Raw genomic sequence first — 19,980 nt, forward strand, 5'->3', positions numbered from 1 at the left:
TGAGGGGCGCTGTTACGCCCAAAAGAGGGGATCCACGGCTAATCCGGGCTGATTCGTCCAGACAAATTGATGATAATGGATAGTATACAAGACACTGTGCGGCCCGTTCGGGCGGGGGAGGAATTGAACGTACCTGCGCTGGAAACGTACCTGGGGCTGGGTTCAATTACGGGCGTCAGTCAGTTTCCGGGAGGGTACTCCAACCTAACGTACCTGATCACGATTAGCGGACGCGACTATGTGCTGCGTCGGCCGCCGGTGGGGGCAAAGGCCATTAAAGGCGGGCACGACATGGGGCGCGAGTTCCGGGTGCTGTTGCTGCTGCGCGAGGCGGGGTATGGTCAGATTCCGGCCCCGGTGGCGTATGGTGACGAGGAAAGCGTGCTGGGTTGCCCGTTCTACGTCATGGAGCGGGTACCGGGCGTCATTCTGCGGGCGCAGTCGGCTCCTAAACTCGGATTGTCGGCTGAAACGATGCGGCGTCTGTCAACAGCGCTGGTCGATACGCTGGCGGAACTGCACGCGTTGCCCACGGAACCAAACTTGATTCAGCTGGGTAAACCCGACGGGTACGTACAGCGGCAGGTCGAAGGGTGGCACAAACGTTACCTCGCCGCGCAGACTGATAACGTACCGGCCATGACCGAGTTGGCCCGCTACCTGACCGATAACCTGCCCCCGCAAAAACCCGACGTGACGCTGCTGCACAACGATTTTAAGTACGACAACGTGGTGCTGAGCGATGACCTTAGCCACATCAGGGCCGTGCTCGACTGGGAGATGTGTACTGTCGGCGATCCGCTGATGGATGTGGGTACGTCGCTATCCTACTGGGCTGAAGCAGGCGACGATCCGTTTCGCAAATCGTTCAATCTGACGTGGTTGCCCGGTAACCTGACCCGCCGCGGCTTCGCCGATCGGTATGCCGAACGGTCGGGCCGCGACCTGTCGAACATCCTGTATTACTACGTGTTCGGTCTGTTTAAAAATGCTGTAATCATTCAGCAGATTTATAGCCGTTACAAACAAGGACTCACCAAAGACGAACGCTTCGCCGGCTTGCTGGCTGGTGTACAGGCTCTGTCGACCGTTGGCGTGAAAGCCGTAGAAACGGGGCAACTATAGGCTGGCAATAGATTGAACAGGTTTCTAAAAGCGATACAGTTTGCAGCGCTAAGCCAAGCCTAAATGTCTCTCGATGAGCAAGATAAATAGGTGAATCACCTTGATGTGCACTTCCTGAATGCGGTCGGCAAAGCCGAAATGTGGCACGCGGATTTCCACATCGGCTGTGTTGGCGAGCTTGCCGCCGTCTTTTCCGGTCAGCAACACAACCTGCATACCCTTCTGGCGAGCGGCTTCTACCGCCCGGATGATGTTGGCCGAATTGCCGCTGGTACTAATGCCCATCAGCACGTCGCCTTCATTACCCAGCCCTTCGACAAAGCGCGAAAACACAAAATCGTAGCCGTAGTCATTGCTGACGCACGACATGTGGCTCGGGTCTGAGACCGCAATAGCCGCCAGCGATCGGCGATCACCGCGGTAGCGGCCCGATAGCTCTTCGGCAAAGTGCATGGCATCGCAGTGGGAGCCGCCGTTGCCGCACGAGATGATTTTGCCGCCGCCCTTCAGAGCCTTGGCCATCAGGCTGGCCGCATCGGCAATAGCCTGCACATTGGCCGGATCGGCCATAAACGTATCTAATACCGAGCGCGCCTCGGTTAATTCGCTGATGATGAGTTCGTTCATTTGTGGTGGTTTGATGTTTGTGAGTTGCTGTTTGTCGCTGCGCTACTGCCTCACAATTCGACTGATAAGCAGGGCAACGACAACCATCAAACCACAAACGTCAAACTAATTTTAAAACATCCAGCTTCGGTAGGGGGCGTTCCAGCGGATAGCGAAGTTGGCAACAGTGGTATTGTAAATATCGGGAATATACTGACTGTCCTGCATGCGGTTCAGGTAGCGGGCTTCCAGAAAGAAGTTGTGCTTTAGCATATAAGTCAGGCGCAGATCGGCATACGTAACAACCGTTTTGCGGCCCTGACCGATAAAGTTGTTGTAATCGCGGAGGCGATCTTCGTAGTTTTTCTGTGGATTACCGCCGTAGTTACGGCCCGGCGGGTCAGTCCCTTTCATCATCACGCTGAAGGTGCCGTTTACCGTAAACCGGTTGCGCTGGTAGCGAACCATACCGATGCCTTCGGCAAAGTTGGCCCCGAGCGGGTGGGCCAGTGGCTGGTTGTAGTGCGTGTAATTAGTTTGTCCTGATCGGTGGGCATACGTGTAAGGCCGGGCCACATTGAATTCACCCTGCAAATCAAGGTTGGGCACACCCAGCACATCGATGTATTTCAGCCCGATCTGGGCGGCTAGCTTATTGGTCCATGACCCGTTGGCAGCGCGCAATTCCTTGATCAGAAACTCGTCGAGCATCAGCTGGCCATAGACCAGGAAATGGTTGGCGGCGTTCACTTTCAAGTCCAGACCCACAAATGCGTTGTCGCCGCTGCCCCGCGCCGATTCAACGTATCGGTAGAAGATAACCGGATTCAGGTAATTGATGTCAAACTTATCGCGGCTGTAGATTTCAGATTCAAATAGCCCCAGGTTTACCCGCTTGCTCAGGTTAATGCTAAGGTGGTGCATGGCGGTAAACTTCTGCGGAAAAAAGTTAGTGCCGTCGAGTACGACCTGCCCATTTTGCAGCTCCGTAAACAGGTTAGTATACAGGAACCGTTTTCCGAACCGGGTCTGAATTTTCAGGAACAGACTCGGCGCAGCATTGTCTGACAGGAGTAGGGAGCGAATGCCATTGCCAAAGAAATTACGGTCATGGCCAAACTGCATATTGATGATTTTCAGGGCATTGAAGGTAATATATCCCCGCGCTTCGATGTAGTCGGCCGATGTGTTGAACAGCTTCGTAACACCCTGCCCCGGTGCAAAACCGCCCCCCGAATTCAGGCTGTAGAGTTGGCCGTAGTCTTGAATGTATTTCGGATAATAGACCTGATTATCGGTCACGTAGGTGTAAAAACCGAGTCGTCTGCCAATGCTTCCCCGTACTTCGATGCCCCGCGTGTTGGTGGTCAGCGCGGTAGATAATGCCTGATCGCGGCCATAGCCTACGCTCAGTACCGGGCTGATGTGCAGGTCAAATTCGTCATTTTTTATACTGTAGAAATCGCCTTTTTTGCGGTAAAAGTATTGAAGCAGCATCCGGTTGCTATTGCCGGGTTCTTCGTAGCGTAGAATAACGGGTTGCGTGGCCGATGAGTCGGTAGAGCGGCCAAAGGCAACCGATACGGGTGGAAACATAGCCCGAACCGGCTGTGGCGTAGCCCATTCCCAACTGTCGTCGCGTAGGTAATTGATGTTGAACCGATCGGTGGCCGACAGACTAACGCCGTCGGGGTCGTTCTCGAGAGTATCGATGAGTTGCATCACCGCCTGCCGGTTATACGGTTTAACGGTACTGTGAAATTTGTCGGCCCACCGCCCCTGCCGAATCTCGTACCGGTCGATGAGGTGGTACTGATCCTGGTTTAGTGGAATGTATGGACTTTGGGCCCGACTTATCGACGAAATCAGCAGGCAACTCAGAAGTAATAGACAGCGCATAGAGAACTCGGCAAAGGAAAAGCAGTGGCGGGTGATAGCCTTGTAGCGAAAAATAGCCGTTGAGGCTGGCATTACGTGTTCCGGCCAGCTAAATTACACGGAATCTTAGCGACAACCAGTACTCCCGTATGTTTGTATTTGCCCAGCACCCATCAATTGCCAATCAATACCTGGCTGAACTTCGTGACGCACAGGCCCAAACAGACCGCCTGCGTTTTCGGCGTAATCTGGAGCGTATCGGTGAATTGATGGCCTACGAAATTTCGCGGACAATGGCCTATCAGAATGGTAAAGTACAAACGCCGCTGGCCGTAGCGCCAACCCAAACGCTGCTGCAACAACCCGTGCTGGCTACTATTCTGCGGGCGGGATTACCCCTCCACCAGGGGTTTCTCAATGTCTTCGATAAAGCCGATAATGCCTTTGCCGGTGCCTACAGGCGGGGTTCCCGGCCCGACGATGAAGCCAACAACGAGTTCGATATCGAGATGGAGTACGTCAGTGGCCCCGATTTAAGCGGCCGTACCCTGATCCTGATCGATCCGATGCTGGCCACAGGTCGGTCGCTGGAGAAAGTATACCATACCATGCTGCGGTTTGGTGTACCGGCACAAACGCATATTGCGGCCGCCATTGCCAGCCCCGAGGGGGTCAGGTACGTAAAGGATCGGCTACCCCAATGCCGGCTTTGGCTCGGCGCCATCGATAGTCACCTCAACGATCACTACTACATTGTGCCTGGCCTGGGCGATGCCGGCGATCTCTCCTTTGGCGAGAAAATCTAACGTACCCAGATTTTGTGTACCTGCGCCGGTTGTCCTTCGGTCCGTAACGTGAGCAGGTAAACACCCGCTGACAATTTGCTTATGTCCAACTCGGTAACCTCGCCGGTCTGCTCCTGTTGTCGCACTGTCCGGCCCAGCAGATCAGTCAGGTAGAGCTGGCCCGCCGCGCCGTAGGTTGGCCAACGTACCCAGATTCGGCCAGAGGCAGGGTTAGGATACACTGTAGCCGGACTAACCAGCGGTTCTGTGGCAGTAATCACATAGTTCAGCGCTTCGGATGGGAGCGAAGGGCACCCGCCTGACATGGTCACTACATAATAAGCGCCTGAATCAGTTGGCCTAAACCGTGGATTGGTTGCCCCGGCTACTGGTTGCCGGTTGTTAGCATACCACTGATACGAAACATTAGTTGTGGCGGTTGTGCTGGCTACGAGCTCATCGCCCGCCTGGGCCACTGCTGGTATCGGGGGCGCCACACCTACCGTAACCGACAGGGGATCGCCTATGTAATTGGGCAGGGGGGCCACAGCTCGTAACCGATAACCTGTTCCGGCGGCGAGGCTGCCGGGTAAAGGCACTGTCAGGGTAAAGCTGCTGACATTGAACAGGTTGCCAGGTACGCCGATAGGTACGTTGCCGACAACCTGTGGTGTGCTAAAGTTGCCCTGCTCATCAGAAAGTTGCAGCACAGGACTCTCCTCAAAATGGCCAGTGTATGTACCACTCAATGGCACACTGCTACCCGCGCAAAGTACCGCCGGACCAGCCGTTGGTCGAAGCACAAAGGGCTGAAGTTGAGCCAGGTAGTAAGCCGGTTCGGCCGCGGTACCCGTTACCGACAACGTACCCAGGTTGAGGGTGCCGGTGGTTTTACCCAATAGCAGTAGGGCTCCGTTGTTGGCCCTTGCCGCACTGATCAGGCGATCGGTACCGGTGGGCGCATTCTGGCTAATCGACCAGCGAATGCTTCCATTTGGTGCATAGCCCGCCAGGCTAATATAGTCGGATGGGCCGTACTGGTTGGTCGACTGATCATAGGGACCGTTGTAACCACCATAGGCTACAAACGCTCCACCCTGATCGGTGAGCAGACCAATGGCTACGGCGGAATCAGAACGGGAAACGCCCGTCTTGACCCATAATTTTTTGCCGCTGGCATCATAGCGAATCAATGCCTGTCCCGATTCGATCGGTAGACCAATCGATCTATCTTGTAATGTGTAACTGCTAAGCGCGATCAAATTATCAGCTTTGTCGAGGGCTAGGTCAACCGGGGCGGTATCGTAACTCCGGCTACTGGTTGGCGCACCCAACGCTTCGTCGATAAAGGCACGCCACTGAATGGTATCTGCATCGGTAGCCACCAGCAACCCGAAGGTGCTTGTGCGCGATCGCTCCGTAATGCCCAACCGTGACCCACCCCGCGAATCGGCTACAGCTACCACAGCACTGGGCGAAGGTATGATGGGTACACCATACGTAGTGGCTTGAATAAAGCGTCCATCCGAATCGAAATTGCACAGGAAGGGAACGTTGGTGCTCGTTTGGCGACCAAACACAGATACAGAACCTGTAACGTCAGTCCCCAGACTCACAGCCTGACTCATCAGACCCTGTGGCGTAAGTACATAAGTAATCCAGCGCCGGGTATGCGTACTATCGAATTGAGCGACGAAGGTACTGCTCTGCGAAGCGTCGCCGAGGCTGTAGGTGGAATCGCCAATCGTAAACTGACTTTTGAAATCGCCTGCTACTAAAAGATTACCCGTAGGTGATGTGGCAATGCGTCTGATCGTTGGCCAGTCGGTGAAGGTCTGTTTCCAACGTTCACGGCCTTTGCTGTCGAGCAGAACAATCGTGTTGCCTTTTGTGAGTACATAAGCACCACGTGGTCCGTCGGCAACCACGGCGAGTGGTTCAGCGGCCAGGGTCGTTACCCACGTAAAATTAGAAGTCACGTTCGTAGCTGTCTGCGCCTGGCAGAAGCCGATTGCGCAAAGCTGAACGAGCAGGAAAAGAAGTAAACGGTGTGCCATCAACGAATGGCCCACAAATTCAGCGCCAGAAACGGAGATAAAGGCGCTACATAAAAATATACTTGTTCTATGGAGTATAAATTAAAGAAGGGTCTTGCTGAAGAATAGCAATGCTATTCATAGCAAGACCCTTGTAGTGAGTAGGTTAAAGCTGAATTAGCGCATTAATTCATCGAATGTAATGCCTAGATACACCATCGAACCAATAGTTGGACTACCGTATGCCTGGTAGTAAGGCGTACCCAAAATATTTGTTGCACCCACCTTGACGATCGACTTCATACTGGTTAGCTTGTAACTTACCTGTGCGTCGAGGTTATTGATTGCTGGCACCATTGTGTTTGAGAAGAGCGAAACACTGGCTTCTGACGGTTGCACAATACTTGACTGCCATAGAAATGCATCCTGATACTTGTAGCTAGCACTGAAGCCAATCTTCGACGCATTGGTTGGCCGCTTGGCAAACGTCAGGTTGTAACGGTATTTCGGCGTATTAAAACCTGAATACTGCACTTCTTCCGACGCGTTGAATTCCTCAAGGTTATTATTCGCCACGTTACCGCTGATCGAATAGCCATTGTTGAGGGCGTAGTTCAGACCAATAGCCCAGCCTGTCGCCGTAATGTCCTGACTGCTATTAGCCGGAAGCGAGAAAGCCTGACGGGTACCACCACTAAACACACCGCTTTTTAAATCGAGCTGGCCGGGTGCTAATGAGGCAGTTGGCTGTAGCAACACAACGCTGCCAATGAAGTCAGTGTAAACGCTATAGTAGTAGTAGGCGTCGACAAATAATTTCTTACCGAAGATACCCCGATAACCAATCTCGTAGTTAGCTACGCGCTCTGGCTTGAAGGGCTTCTGTTTATAGGGTACCAATTTGCTATAATTGCTAAGCACAGCAGCTCCCTGTATGGCGGCTGGTGCATTAGCCGTCACTACTTTAGCAATTTCCCCCGGCAATGCGGATGCTACACCGGCTGCAATGGCGGCAGCCGCGTTTGCAGCCGGTAGTTGCCCAGCTGCTACTGCCGCCTGCACCTGAGCCGTGACCGCCGCTGTTACTGCCGCCTGTACTTGCGGTGTTACCTGGGCTGTCAGGCTAGCGACAACCAGTTGCCGAAAAGCAGGATCTACCGCCAGTTTAGAAATATCGGCACCCACTGCCTGTACGTTACCCAGCGTGTATGAATTGGCCAGGTTGTAGCGGGTATAGAATTCCGGTAATCCACCAATCAAACGGGCATTGGGCGTCTGGAGGTCAATATACTGATTTTGCGTGGTTGGTATCCGGAAACCAGTTTGGTACGATAAGCGAACGTTATGCTCTCCAAACGTAGTGACGGCCGATACGCGGGGTGTAAACTGGCCATCGAAGTTCTGATTCTTATCATACCGTAACGAACCGCTCAATTTCAGGTGGTTATCGAGCAACTCTTTGCTTACCTGAGCAAACGCACCGTATTCGTTGATGTTGATGCGTCCATTCCGTCCTTCGGCCTGATCGGCAAACAAAGTACCTTCTGACCCCAGCTGATACTGTCGGATGTTGGCACCCACAAGGAAATCAGCAAACTTGATGATGTTTTTGAAATTGTAAACGCCTTCAACATGATACAGATTTGATTTGTCAAGGAAGGCACCCCCCCGTTGTGAGATCGGCCGATTGCGGATTGTCTCGAACAATGTCTGATAGGCTGCAGTACCCGGAATCGGCCGGCCTTGGTCGGCTACCCCTCGTGCTGTTACCAGTGCCTGCTCTACACTCTGATTTGCGCCGCGCGCCTGTGCAAAGGCACCAGCAAACTGATTGAACCAGGTAGTGCTTGGCTTCCAGGCCTCATTCATATAGATACTAGCCAATCCGGCCGCATATGAATCGCCCGACCGTTCCTGCGTGGTGTATGCCCGCAATGAGTAGTTGTTACCGCGCAGTTCGAGTTTTGCCTGTGTAATGTTGAAATCGCGCAGCGAATACCGGCTGGCACCTGTATATACAGTGGTACCTTGACCATAGTTTACCTGGCCAATCAGTTCGGCTTTCTCGGTCAGTCGGTAATGAACAGCTCCGTTAAACTTCAAGCTTTTGGTGTTGTAATCGACCAGATCCACTTCCTTGTAACCTGTACGGCTAACGTTCCCTAACCCAACTGCCGCCAGATTCGCTTGGGCTTCGTCGCCATATACGTTTACGCCGTCGTAGTTCGGTGCCACGCCCAACCCGCGTGCGGGGTCGTTGAGGCCTACTTGCGGTCCAGTGATGTTCAGGTTATTGAAGTTGCTGGCCTGCCAGTCGTTTGCTTTGATGTACGATAGATTGAGCTTAAAGGCGATCTTGTTATTGAATGCCTTGGCATACCGGATTGAGGCATCATAAAAGCCCGTTGTGGGGGTCGTGCGGCTACTTTCGCTCATGAGTCCCGTTTTTACATTGGCGCTTAGACCCTGATACAGAAATGGACTTTTGCTGCTCATCAGAATCAGGCCGTTAATGGCGTTGGGGCCGTACAGGGCCGAAGCAGCACCGGGCAGAATCTCGACGCTTTCAACGTCAAGTTCAGGCATACCCACAATGTTGTCGACGGGGAAGTTCAGACCGGGCGCGGCATTATCCATTCCGTCGATCATCTGAACTGTGCGGGGGTTTCCTGTTGCGCCAAAGCCACGCAGGTTGATTGATTTGAACAACAGGCCCTGTGTGGCCATATCAACTCCTTTCAAGTTGGCCAGCCCATCGTAGAAGTTGGCTGCCGGCGTTTCACGAATGGCGCGAATGTCCATCTTTTCAACCGACACTGGCGACTTCATTACACTTTCTTCAACGCGTGAAGCCGACACGACGATTTCCTGCCCTTGCATTGCCTGCTCGTTGAGTCGGATTTTGAGTGGAGCAGTGTTGTTGCCAAGTATAGAAACTTCCTGTGTGGCGAAACCAACCGACGAAACCACCAGTACGAAAGGGGGCGGTGTGCTCGTCGTGAGCGAAAAGTCTCCTCTGGTATCGGTGATTGTGCCGGCAATTTTACCCTTTATAGTCAGGCTGGCGCCGGGAATAGGCAGGCCGATATTGTCGATTACTTGACCCGTTACTCTGGTTTGTGCCCAGGCCGTCGCTGATGAAAGCAACGTCAGAAAGCAACAGACAAAAGCGAATAGATGTATGCGTTTCATCATATAAGGTTTTTGTTGATTTTGTCAGGTGGCTGTTAAACGGTCGAAAATACATATTGTATAGGCTTCGTACAATTTTATATAAGAATCATTACCTATTTAACATATAGCGTTCGTTTAATTGACTAGTAAACAATCAGTTACAAAACAGGTAATAATTGGTTGGCTATCTATAAGTCAGGCTGTTATCAGGTAAAATTGCGTTGATAACTGGCTAATAACTAGATTGGAGGGGGTGCTAACCTTTTTGTTGTGTCATAAAAATTATAGCGTAGGCTAAGATTTGAGGTCGTCGGTTCTGCTTTGACTTACCTTTGCGCGAACATCTATTTTACTATGAATCATACATATGTTGTTATAATGGCGGGGGGCGTTGGTACACGCTTCTGGCCATTCAGCCGTACCAGTTATCCGAAGCAATTTCATGACGTGCTGGGTACAGGGCGCACGTTGCTCCAGCAGACCGCCGATCGATTTGACGGGATTTGCCCACCTAGTAATATCTATATTGTAACGAGCGATAAATACAAGGATCTATGCCAGCAGCAGTTGCCTCAATTGGCCGATGACCAAATCCTCTGCGAGCCTGTAGCCCGTAACACCGCCCCCTGTATTGCCTACGCCTGTTATAAAATTGCGCAGCGCGACCCGGAGGCAACGGTTATTGTAGCCCCTGCTGATCACATTATTCTAAAAGAAGAGGCCTTCCGCGACACCATTCGTACGGCCCTGGCCGCTACCGAAAATAAAGACGTACTGGTTACACTGGGTATTCAGCCAAGCCGTCCCGATACGGGCTACGGATACATTCAGTACCTGGCCGAGTCGGTCGATGGCTCGGAGGGAAATGTAAAGAAGGTGAAAACCTTTACCGAGAAGCCCCATCTCGAACTTGCCAAACAGTTTGTCGAAAGCGGAGAGTTTGTCTGGAATGCCGGTATTTTCGTCTGGAATGTACAGGCTATCCGCAAAGCATTCGAGCAGTTTCTGCCCGAAACCGCCGAAATATTCGCCGAAGGCGATGAGGCTTATTACAGTGACCGCGAATCGGGGTTCGTTAATAAAGCCTACTCGCTTTGCAAAAGCATATCGATCGATAACGGTGTAATGGAAAAGGCCGACAATGTGTATGTAGTTCTGAGCGACTTCGGCTGGTCGGATTTGGGTACGTGGAAATCACTTTATGAGGTATCAGATAAGGCCGAAAACCTGAACGTAGTTGATGGGCATATCCTGTTGTACGATACGAAGAACTGCATCATTAAAACGCCTAAAGACCGCCTGGTGGTAGTAAATGGCCTCGACGGGTATATTGTGGCCGAGTACGACAATGTGCTGATGATTTGCCGGAAAGACGAAGAACAGAAAGTAAAAGAATTTGTGGCCGACGCCAAAGAACGCGGCAATGAGTTTGTGTAGCCGTAGATTGGCTGAAAGATTTTAGATGAAAAGGGCGTTATTGAGTAACCAGGTTGGTTATCAATGGCGCCCTTTCTATGTTTGGCCAGCCTGATACTGTGCTTACTCTGTCCAACTCACGTTATGGCGATTCATAATCCTACTGCTCAGATGAACGACATCTCGCCCGAACTGGCTGGGTTTCGGACAAACAAGCATATCCCAGCAATCATTGAAAAGAACGTACTGACGGCCCTTTCTTTTTACCCTGCCTTAAAGGACGTACCCATCCGGTTTGTCTTTAAGCAATCCATTAAGTCGTCGGTGATGCAGGCGCAGCCGGTTTTTGAGTCGTTGCTGAGCAGTCGAAAAAGCCGGTCGTACCGAATCAACATCAGCGCACTATTCAAACTGACGCATACAGCCGTGCCGATTCACCAACTTCCCGACTCCATTATGATTGGTTGGATTGGGCATGAACTGGGCCACATCATGGATTACGAAAGCCGGAGTAATCTGGGTTTGGTCGGCTTTGGTGTCTCTTACGTCTTGTCGGCGGCGTACGTGAAAAAGGTAGAGCGCATCGCCGATGCATACGCGGTAGAACATGGCCTGGGTACGTACCTGGTGGAAACGAAACGGTTTATTCTGGACCATGCCGAACTGCCGCAGACCTACAAAGACAAGATTGCCCGGCTGTATGTGTCGCCAGAGGAGATTGTGGAGCAGGTGAAGCTACTGGAAGAGCAGAAATTGGCGGCGCAGAAAAAAGCGCTAGGATAACCCTTTCACGTACTCGTCGAACGCAAGAAAATCATCCTCTTTCATTACCCTTGGAATCTTGGTTTGCCCACCCAGTTTCTTAAAGTCTTCGCTCCAGCGGTAAAAATGCTCGACCGGAATCACATCGGCTTCTACGCCTTTCAGCGATTTACTGCGCGCCACTTTGTAGTTCTTGTTTGAATCGGACAGGGCATTGTCCAGTGAGGTCGCCAATGCCTGCCCGTCGACTACCTTATTGGCACCAACGACCCATTTGTTGATATATTCGCCGTTTTTTCGGATCGCCGACACTACGAACTCCTTGATCTCGATGTCGAACTGCTGCTGCATGGTTTGCATGGCGGCGTTCATCTGATGAACCGATAGTTGCTCACCAACCACGTTGAGGAAGTGCTTGGTGCGGCCCGTAATCTTGATCTCGGCGCGCTGCTTGTCAGTAATCATCACGGTGTCGCCGATCATGTACCGCCACGCACCCGAAACGGTTGAAATCAAGAGCACATAGTCGACGTTTTCGTCGGCCTGTTCCAGCGAAAGCACAGTGGCGTCTTGCCTAACCCGTCCTTCGTCATCCATATTCTCATCGACAAAGGGGACGAATTCGAAGAAGATACCATTGTCGACAATCAACGCCATTGACGAGGTATCGGGCCGTTTTTGCGTTGCCAGATACCCCTCCGAGGTTAGGTACGTATCGATGTAGGTCAGGGGTTTGGCCAGCAGCGTTTCCAGGCTTTTGCGGTACGGATCGAGGGCTACACCCCCCGACGTATACACCTGCAGATTAGGCCAGATATCGTGAATTGTGTTCAGCCGATTATGGGCGATCACTTCTTTCAGCATCATCTCAATCCAGGATGGAATACCACTTAGGCTGCCAATGTCCCACTGGGGTGCTTCCCGGGCAATTCGCTGCACCCGCTCATCCCAATCCGTAATGGACGCGATCTCGACTCCGGGTTTGTAGTAGCCTCTGAACCAAGCAGGTATGTTCGCCGCGCTGATACCGCTGATTTCACCTTCCTGGTGGTCATCTTTCTCAATCAGGCTTACGCTACTGCCCAGCATCATGATCTGTTTCTCGAAGAAATCGGCGGGGAGGTCGAAGTTTTTCAGGCTCATGACCTGCTGAATGCCCGATTTGCGGATCGAGTCGAGCATATCATCGGTTACCGGAATTGACTTGCTGGTGCTGGTTGTACCGCTGCTAAGGGCGAAATACGACTGCCCGCCCGGCCAGGTCACATTCTGATGCCCGTCGAGCAGGTAGTGCCACCAGTCGGCGTAGAGTTTATCATAATCATGGATCGGTACGTGTTGCTGAAAAGCGGCAACCGGGTCCGGGGTGGCAAGCAGATCGCTGAAATTATGCTTCTTGCCGAATGCCGTAAGTCTGGCTTTGGTGAGCAGGTTTCGTAACACCTCGCGCTGGGCTTTCGCCGGTTCGGGTTCTGAGGTAACAAAACCATATACATCAATCGCTTTTTTGAGTAGCTCACCAAATACTGCCATCGGTCTGTTCAACTAGTTGTTCTATTGGCTAACCAGTTCCGTCAGGCATTGTTGATTATTGTTTGTGTAGGGGGGCGGCAGGAGGGGGCGGCACTGCAAGGGCATGACGAAGCGTGCTTAGAAAGTAGTTTTTCAACTCACCAACATCAGTCATGATAACTTCCCGCTCTTCGTCGGGATCAGTACCGTTGAGTTTCGCGATGATTGCCGTCTGTACTTCGAGCGTGACGTGCACCTTGGCGTGAATGTCACTTAAGGTGTTTAGCAACTCTGCAATAAGCTTATCGGTTACCAGGGATGGTTGTTCGTTGGTCATGTAGATTGTTTTCAGGTAGCGAGTCCAATTGGTAACACTACTCGCCACCGATTAGATACAGACACGCAATGAAATCAAGGTACGGTTTATAACCGAGTTTTGTACCGTTTTCGGCGTTGACGACGGCGGTAGAGACGGCGGTAGTTGGGGCTGCGGGCTAGTTTAAGCTTGAGTCGCACAACTTTTACCCGAATCGATAACCGGTCTTTCAGGTAAATTAAACAAGCAACAGGTTCCCGCCGGACGAAAAAGAGCAGGCGAATAAATCGACGTATTAAAACAGGCATGGTGAGGTGTGTTGAGTAAACAACACGATGCCAGATTGCCCGTTTGGGTAACTATCTAAGTTTGTAGGCTTATTTCCTGAGCGGTAGTAAGTTAGATGAACTACGCTAAGTACGGTTATTTTTGGTTACATATTACCTTGGCCGACCTGCAAAAGAAAGGGCCCCAGTTCCTGGAGCCCTTTCTTTATTATAACGATGTGTCAATTAATGTACACCATCGGCTTTCAACTTTTCTTTAAATACTTTCCGAAACTTGTCGAGTTTGGGGGCGATCACAAACGCGCAATAGCCTTGCTCGGGGTTCTGGGCGAAGTAATTCTGGTGGTAGGCCTCGGCTTCGTAGAATGTAGTGGCCGGGCTGATTTCGGTAACGATCGGCTTAGGATACGCGCCCGACTTGTCGAGCTCGGCTTTGGCCGTTTCGGCCAGGCGCTTTTGCTCGTCGTTGTGGTAGAAAACCACCGAGCGATATTGGGTGCCCACGTCGGCGCCCTGCCGGTTCAGGCTGGTTGGGTCGTGGCTCCGGAAGAACGCTTCAAGGAGTTCGGCGTAGGTTACCTTGGTGGGGTCGTAGGTCACCTCTACGCATTCAGCATGGCCGGTTGTGCCTTCGCACACCTGCTTATAGGTGGGATTTTTCACCTGACCACCTTCGTAGCCTGACACCGCCGCCTGCACCCCGTCGAGGGTTTCAAACATAGCTTCCGTACACCAGAAGCAACCAGTGCCAAACGTCGCTTTTTCGTACTGAGAAGCGACCAGGCCGTTCGTTGATGTGTTTTGAGGATTCATTTGTTGCTTTTTTACAGATGTAGCCGATTGGGCAACCGCGGCAGGTAATGTCGCACAAACTCCGAAGGCTACCAACCAGGCAGTAAAAAACAGACTGATTCGAGCGGCAGTTCGGGAGGCTATTGGAGTCATAACCATTCGGGTTGTTTTACGGTTAGATTGCTTACTGGTAGAACAGGAGTAAGTACGTATAAGTTTGCTCTATCGATTGCGTTCACCTGGCCACCCTTTCCCCTCATTCGCCATTGAAATCTCATCACACTGACGACTTCCGTTACGACGGTTCCTCTAAATTTTCGGCTAAGAAGGCCGAGACAAAAATCGACGACTGGTACGCTGATGATACTGATTATGAGCTGCAACTTCGCAAGCAAGCCGCTGAAATAGACGAGTTGCAAACGCGCATGTATGCCGATAATCGGTATGGTATTATAGCTATTTTTCAGGCAATGGATGCAGCAGGTAAAGACGGTACCATTCAGCATGTGTTTACCGGAGTTAACCCGATGGGCCTGCGCGTTTACTCGTTCAAGCGGCCCAGCGAGCAGGAACTGGATCACGACTGGCTATGGCGAACGTACCTGAACTTACCCGAACGCGGTACGATTGGCATCTTCAACCGGTCTTACTACGAAGAGGTATTGGTAGTGAAGGTGCATCCCGAGATTCTGACCGAGAGCCAGCGCATTCCCGCCGACTTGACGGATGACCTCGACAAGGTCTGGAAACATCGCTACACCGCTATCACCGACATGGAGAAACACCTGGCCCGTAACGGCTTTCCAACGATTAAGTTCTTTCTAAACGTGTCGAAGAAGGAGCAGGCCGAACGGTTGATAGCACGCATTGAAGATCCAGAGAAAAATTGGAAGTTTGAGGAGCAGGATGTCGCCGAACGTGAGTTTTGGGACGATTATCAGGATGCTTTTGAAGTGGCCATCAATGAAACGGCGACCAAAAATGCCCCTTGGTACGTGATTCCTGCCGACGATAAGAAGAACATGCGCCTTATTGTTGGTCGTATTTTGATAGACGAGTTGAAGAAGCTGAAGATAGGTGATGTGAAGCCTGATGAAGAACGCTTCGCCAAGCTTCAGAAGCTAATTCCGAAACTGAAGGAATAAGAATGGAGGGGGTTGCTTTCGCCAATATCCTGCTTGTGCGAAAGCAACCCCCTCCATTCTACGATCCTAGGCCCAGGTTGCGTTGCCAGTAAGGGGTAACAAACAGGTTGTGAGGGTCCATTTGCTGGCGGAGCGCCATAAACTGTTCCCAACGGGGGTACTGGCTACGCAGGTACGTTGTGCCCTGTGGACCGTTCGGGTCGGGCAGGTACTTGCCCCAATGGGGACGGAAGTCGAACCCAGCGGCGGGCAGTGCTGTCCAGAACCGGTTGTAATAGTCGACAGGGTTCTCTTCGTTGAGACCAAACCAAAATACGTCGATGCGAAACACGTCTGTTTTATAGGCAGGGCTCAACCAGAAATTGCTGGCTTTCGCGGCGTACAGTTCGGCCGAGAAGATACCCGCGTTTTCGGGATCTTTGTAGAACGTACGCAGGAAGTTCATCGCCGCCTGCGTTTGGTCAATCGGAATCCAAAGCTCGGTAAACCAGACCGGAAACAGCTTGTCGCTCATCTGGTTGTCCATGGGCAGTCCGTTCCACCAGGTATCTGAAAAAGCCTGATCCTCGCCGGTTGTTACAAAGAATCGTAAAATCATGCGGAGCATGCTGTCCTGGAGGGTTTCCAGTTTGGCAAGAATCTCTTTATAACTGGGGCTGTCGGTATCGAACCACAACGCAAATAGCTGGCCCAGAAAAAAGGGTAATCGGTCAACTATCTCGAACAGTTTCCCCGCCAGCCATTCGGCAAATTCCTGGCTACCCACTATATAAGGCACCTCCAGATAAGGCTTTGGTACAAACGTCTGCCAGTTTTCCGACGCATCAGTTCGGCTGGCCTGCCAGATCACTATCTGTTGCTCAGCTGCCTGGGGCCACCACATCAGGCGCGTGTAGTCGGTGGCTTCCATAAACCGTTGCAAGCTGGGTGTAGAGGCATTGCCCGGTCCAAAAAAATCGACGAGAGCACATTCATCCTGTTGAAACGTCTGCTCGCTGCCGCTGATATTGAACGCCGGAATGCACTGGTAGGTCGCCTCCACCACAATGCCCATCAGGCCCATGCTGGCAAAAGCCGCCCCGAAGAACGGATCATCGGGATTGTTGTCGGCGGGCCGTTCAAATAGTCGATCGGCTACGTCGGTTTCGCCGTAATACACCACCCGGACACTGCGCAGGGCATCTTCAAACGCAAACTTTGTTGAGCCGCCCGACGAGCCGGTCGCCATGAAGCCGCCGATAGTCTGGTGCGTAATGCCGCCAAGGTCGGGCAATGCCCAGCCGGGGGGAGACTGGCGTCGTCCGTCTTTATCGAGGGGGTCGAGCTGGTAGCAGAGGGAGTTTTCGGTCGTTGATACGCCAGTTGGATCGAACGGGTCGAGGCCCAGGTGGCACCCTGCCTGCACGGTGACCAGCCCAGTCGTTTTGTCAAGGGAAACGGCATTCAGGTACGAGAGCATAATGTGCAGGCATCCTGCCGCGGTGGCCGTTTGGTCGGTAAGCGGAAACGAGTGGCCGGAGCCCCGCACGGAAACCGTCTGACTGCTTTGTTTAGCCTGCCGAAGCAGGTCCTTCACCTCATCGATCGAATGAGGTAAGTAGACTAACGTACCGTTTATAAGCTGTGTCTGCATGATTGATTGAAAACGAATAACGATGGGTAAAGTAAGGTAAATCAGCCGCATATACTGATATATTAATTAAGCGTTGCTGGCACATGTCGCTGTCACGCCGGGAATAGCACAGGGCTTTCTAGTCACGGAAATCAGCGAAGGCAGCAGGCAAACAAATCAGTCAGGGTTTGGTTGAACAGGCAGGGTGTTCAGTACCGGCAACGAGCCATTTCAGCCCCCGTGTACTTACTCGACGCATGAAAAAATTAAACACAGGTACGTTCCGTTTCGACGGCAAGAAGCCTTATTCAGCCAGTGAGACGCCAACGCTCGTAGACCCTTTTTACACAGACGAGGCTGATCGTGCCCGGCAACTGGATTTGCTGAGCGACCGGATGGACCAGGCGCAGAACCAGATGCATGCACATGAAAAGTATGGGCTGGTCGTGTTGTTTCAGGCGATGGATGCGGGCGGAAAAGACAGTAGCATCCGGCACGTATTCAAGGGAGTGAACCCATCGCGCTTTCAGATTGCCTCGTTCAAAAAACCGGGTAAGGAAGACCTGGCGCACGATTTCATGTGGCGGTTCTGGAAAAAGCTGCCCGAACGTGGCACTATCGGTATTTTCAACCGTACCTACTACGAGGAAGTGCTGGCCCTGAAAGTGCACCCCGAACGACTTGAGGACAGCAACGTACCTGAGGAATTCATTGATAATCTGCCCAGGCTTTGGAAACAGCGCTACACCGATATTGCCAATTTTGAAGACTACCTGCACCGTAACGGCTTCCGGGTGGTAAAATTCTACCTTCACGTATCGAAAAAAGAGCAGGGACAACGCCTCATTGCCCGCCTGAAGGACGACGAAAAGCAGTGGAAGCTAAGCGATAATGACCTGATCGAGCGCGAGGAATGGGCTGATTACATGAGCGCCTACGAAGACGCAATAAACGGTACGGCGAGCAAAAGCGCTCCATGGTACGTAATTCCCAGCGACGACCGCGCTAATCAGCAGCTTATCATCGCTCACATCATGACCGAGATACTGGAATCGCTGCCCGTCATATTTCCCGAAAAGGATACTAAGGAAGCACAGCGGCTGATTAAAAAGATTGAGAAGCAAGACGCTTAATTATAGACTTAAGATGAGTTGGTACGGGCTTCGGCTGAACCGACAGGTCTGTGGGTAAACACACTCAATTGATTTAATAAGATATGTGCCCCGAATTGCTTATGCTTGTAACGCGGTTAAGGCTACTTATCAGCCTATCTATCACCAGTTACGAGCACAGCGTATGGTAGCATTTATCGGCATTGGGGGACAAGAAGTACTGTTCCTTCTCATTTTTGTCCTGCTAATTCCACTAATACCTCTCTGGACGATTTTCAAGAAATCGGGCCAAAGTCCCTGGTGGAGTTTGCTGGCGTTTATTCCGGGCGTTGGTATCTTGCTTGCGCTATATGTTGCCGCTTTCTCGACTTGGCGCGTTGGCCCCGAAGACTAATCTCAGTTAATGTTTGGGAGCCTTCGTAGCACTCACTTCACGGCTTCAACAACATACCCGGCTTTGCGGAGAAGCTGCAGCAGGCCGTTGGGGCCGGGGAGGTGACCGACGCCCACGGCAATAAACGTTGATCGTTCGGCCATCATGGGCACCAATTGGGTCATCCAGCGCAGGTTACGGCTATCGATCAGCGCGTAGAGGTCGGCGGGGCTGTCGCTTTCGCGCTGAAACAAGGCCCACATTCCATCGAGATCGGCGCGCAGGTATAGATCGGTCAGGTTGTTACCGGGTGTTTTAGGTACGTTCTTCTGCTTCACCAGCCTGACCAGCTGCTCGGCCTGTTGTTCAACGGGCTGACGATCATACAGCAGGGTGAGTTGTTCTGCCAGGGTTTCAAGACCCTTTAACGGTTTTCTTGCGGCCTGCGCCTGCTTCACAAAATACAGATCGATGGGCTGCCCCGAAAATTTGGTGAGTGTATCTGACCGCTGGCGGGCGTAGGCGACACTAAGCGCCGTAGCCACAATGATGGGCTTGAACTGATTGTAAAACGACAACTCCTGTCCCGTCACCGTATTAAACTCGTCGGCTACCAGCTTATAATCATTTGCCTCGATCAGCCGAATCAGGTTGTTGTCGGGCATCAGGGCGTACCGGCGCATGTTGGCAGCCTCAGCCTCATCAAATACCATCTCGACAACAATGCCCTCGGCCTGCTCGAAGTGTCGTCGCGTCAATGTATCCTGCTTCAGGTAGCTATCGCGCAGAATGTGGTAGGTGCCGAACAAGTAGGAGGGCTTGGTCAATCCATTGCCCGATACCTGCCAGAGCAGCGACTGCGCCTGTACCGCCAGGCCTGTCAGCAATAGAATAGCCAGGAATAAGCAGGACCGATGCATAAGCCGTTTCTTGGTTTTGTACCGTAATTCTGACCGTCTACCCCGAAAAATCGTGGTTTTATCTATTTCTTCCCGTTCGACCGAACAGCATACTCTACTTTTGGTGTAGTACTAACAATTAGCATACCC

Annotated in this window: 17 protein-coding genes; 7 read left to right on the forward strand and 10 right to left on the reverse strand. The window is 52.0% G+C overall.

Features of this window, described 5'->3' with window-relative positions; genetic code table 11:
* Positions 1-75 precede the first annotated feature (75 nt).
* Positions 76-1,125 (forward strand): phosphotransferase family protein, encoded by a 1,050-nt coding sequence (locus tag F7231_RS14785; protein WP_166692455.1) that lies wholly within the window; start codon positions 76-78, stop codon positions 1,123-1,125.
* A gap of 48 nt (positions 1,126-1,173) precedes the next feature.
* Here the strand turns inward: F7231_RS14785 and lpcA are convergent, their stop codons facing one another.
* The gene (gene lpcA, locus F7231_RS14790) at positions 1,174-1,752 is read right to left on the reverse strand and encodes a D-sedoheptulose 7-phosphate isomerase (protein WP_085411470.1); all 579 of its coding nucleotides are present in this window, start codon (positions 1,750-1,752) and stop codon (positions 1,174-1,176) included.
* Positions 1,753-1,863: 111 nt separating this feature from the next.
* Positions 1,864-3,630, reverse strand: a complete 1,767-nt coding sequence (locus F7231_RS14795; protein ID WP_166692456.1) for a hypothetical protein — start codon at positions 3,628-3,630, stop codon at positions 1,864-1,866.
* A gap of 128 nt (positions 3,631-3,758) precedes the next feature.
* Between F7231_RS14795 and upp the strand changes: the two genes are divergently transcribed.
* Positions 3,759-4,415, forward strand: coding sequence for a uracil phosphoribosyltransferase (gene upp / locus F7231_RS14800; protein WP_085411469.1), 657 nt, complete (start codon positions 3,759-3,761; stop codon positions 4,413-4,415).
* Here the strand turns inward: upp and F7231_RS14805 are convergent.
* Both F7231_RS14805 and F7231_RS14810 read right to left on the reverse strand, forming a co-directional pair.
* Positions 4,412-6,451: a T9SS type A sorting domain-containing protein gene (locus F7231_RS14805; RefSeq protein WP_166692457.1), complete on the reverse strand. Its 2,040-nt coding sequence runs from the start codon at positions 6,449-6,451 to the stop codon at positions 4,412-4,414. The genes upp and F7231_RS14805 overlap by 4 nt on opposite strands.
* A 156-nt stretch (positions 6,452-6,607) precedes the next feature.
* Complete coding sequence (locus F7231_RS14810; protein ID WP_166692458.1) at positions 6,608-9,625, reverse strand: carboxypeptidase-like regulatory domain-containing protein; 3,018 nt, start codon at positions 9,623-9,625, stop codon at positions 6,608-6,610.
* Positions 9,626-9,958: 333 nt separating this feature from the next.
* Between F7231_RS14810 and F7231_RS14815 the strand changes: the two genes are divergently transcribed.
* Positions 9,959-11,041: a mannose-1-phosphate guanylyltransferase gene (locus tag F7231_RS14815; protein ID WP_166692459.1), complete on the forward strand. Its 1,083-nt coding sequence runs from the start codon at positions 9,959-9,961 to the stop codon at positions 11,039-11,041.
* Positions 11,042-11,164: 123 nt separating this feature from the next.
* Positions 11,165-11,803 (forward strand): hypothetical protein, encoded by a 639-nt coding sequence (locus F7231_RS14820; RefSeq protein WP_229369968.1) that lies wholly within the window; start codon positions 11,165-11,167, stop codon positions 11,801-11,803.
* Here F7231_RS14820 and F7231_RS14825 read toward each other — a convergent pair.
* The 4 genes from F7231_RS14825 to msrA all read right to left on the reverse strand — a co-directional run bounded on the left by F7231_RS14825 (position 11,795) and on the right by msrA (position 14,710).
* Positions 11,795-13,315: a GH3 family acyl-acid amido synthetase gene (locus F7231_RS14825; protein WP_166692460.1), complete on the reverse strand. Its 1,521-nt coding sequence runs from the start codon at positions 13,313-13,315 to the stop codon at positions 11,795-11,797. The two genes, F7231_RS14820 and F7231_RS14825, sit on opposite strands and share 9 nt — an antisense overlap.
* A gap of 55 nt (positions 13,316-13,370) precedes the next feature.
* Positions 13,371-13,631, reverse strand: coding sequence for a hypothetical protein (locus F7231_RS14830; protein ID WP_166692461.1), 261 nt, complete (start codon positions 13,629-13,631; stop codon positions 13,371-13,373).
* 86 nt (positions 13,632-13,717) lie between these two features.
* Positions 13,718-13,918 carry a hypothetical protein gene (locus F7231_RS14835; RefSeq protein WP_166692462.1) on the reverse strand — a complete coding sequence of 67 codons (201 nt, stop codon included), beginning with the start codon at positions 13,916-13,918 and terminating at the stop codon, positions 13,718-13,720.
* Between the two features lie 204 nt (positions 13,919-14,122).
* Positions 14,123-14,710 (reverse strand): peptide-methionine (S)-S-oxide reductase MsrA, encoded by a 588-nt coding sequence (gene msrA, locus F7231_RS14840; RefSeq protein WP_166692463.1) that lies wholly within the window; start codon positions 14,708-14,710, stop codon positions 14,123-14,125.
* Positions 14,711-14,955: 245 nt separating this feature from the next.
* On the opposite strand from msrA, the gene F7231_RS14845 reads away from it, so the two are divergent.
* Positions 14,956-15,834, forward strand: coding sequence for a PPK2 family polyphosphate kinase (locus F7231_RS14845; RefSeq protein WP_166692464.1), 879 nt, complete (start codon positions 14,956-14,958; stop codon positions 15,832-15,834).
* A 58-nt stretch (positions 15,835-15,892) separates the two neighbouring features.
* Here the strand turns inward: F7231_RS14845 and F7231_RS14850 are convergent, their stop codons facing one another.
* Positions 15,893-17,467 (reverse strand): D-arabinono-1,4-lactone oxidase, encoded by a 1,575-nt coding sequence (locus F7231_RS14850; protein ID WP_166692465.1) that lies wholly within the window; start codon positions 17,465-17,467, stop codon positions 15,893-15,895.
* A 236-nt stretch (positions 17,468-17,703) separates the two neighbouring features.
* Between F7231_RS14850 and F7231_RS14855 the strand changes: the two genes are divergently transcribed.
* Entirely contained in the window at positions 17,704-18,579 is an 876-nt protein-coding gene (locus F7231_RS14855; protein ID WP_166692466.1) for a PPK2 family polyphosphate kinase, read from the forward strand.
* Between the two features lie 163 nt (positions 18,580-18,742).
* Positions 18,743-18,952, forward strand: a complete 210-nt coding sequence (locus F7231_RS14860; RefSeq protein ID WP_085411433.1) for a hypothetical protein — start codon at positions 18,743-18,745, stop codon at positions 18,950-18,952.
* A gap of 32 nt (positions 18,953-18,984) precedes the next feature.
* Here the strand turns inward: F7231_RS14860 and F7231_RS14865 are convergent, their stop codons facing one another.
* A complete protein-coding gene (locus F7231_RS14865; RefSeq protein ID WP_166692467.1) occupies positions 18,985-19,851 on the reverse strand; it encodes a TraB/GumN family protein in 867 nt (288 codons plus the stop codon).
* Positions 19,852-19,980 lie beyond the last annotated feature (129 nt).

This window comes from Fibrivirga algicola (assembly GCF_011742925.1).
Taxonomy (GTDB): Bacteria; Bacteroidota; Bacteroidia; order Cytophagales; family Spirosomataceae; genus Fibrella; species Fibrella algicola.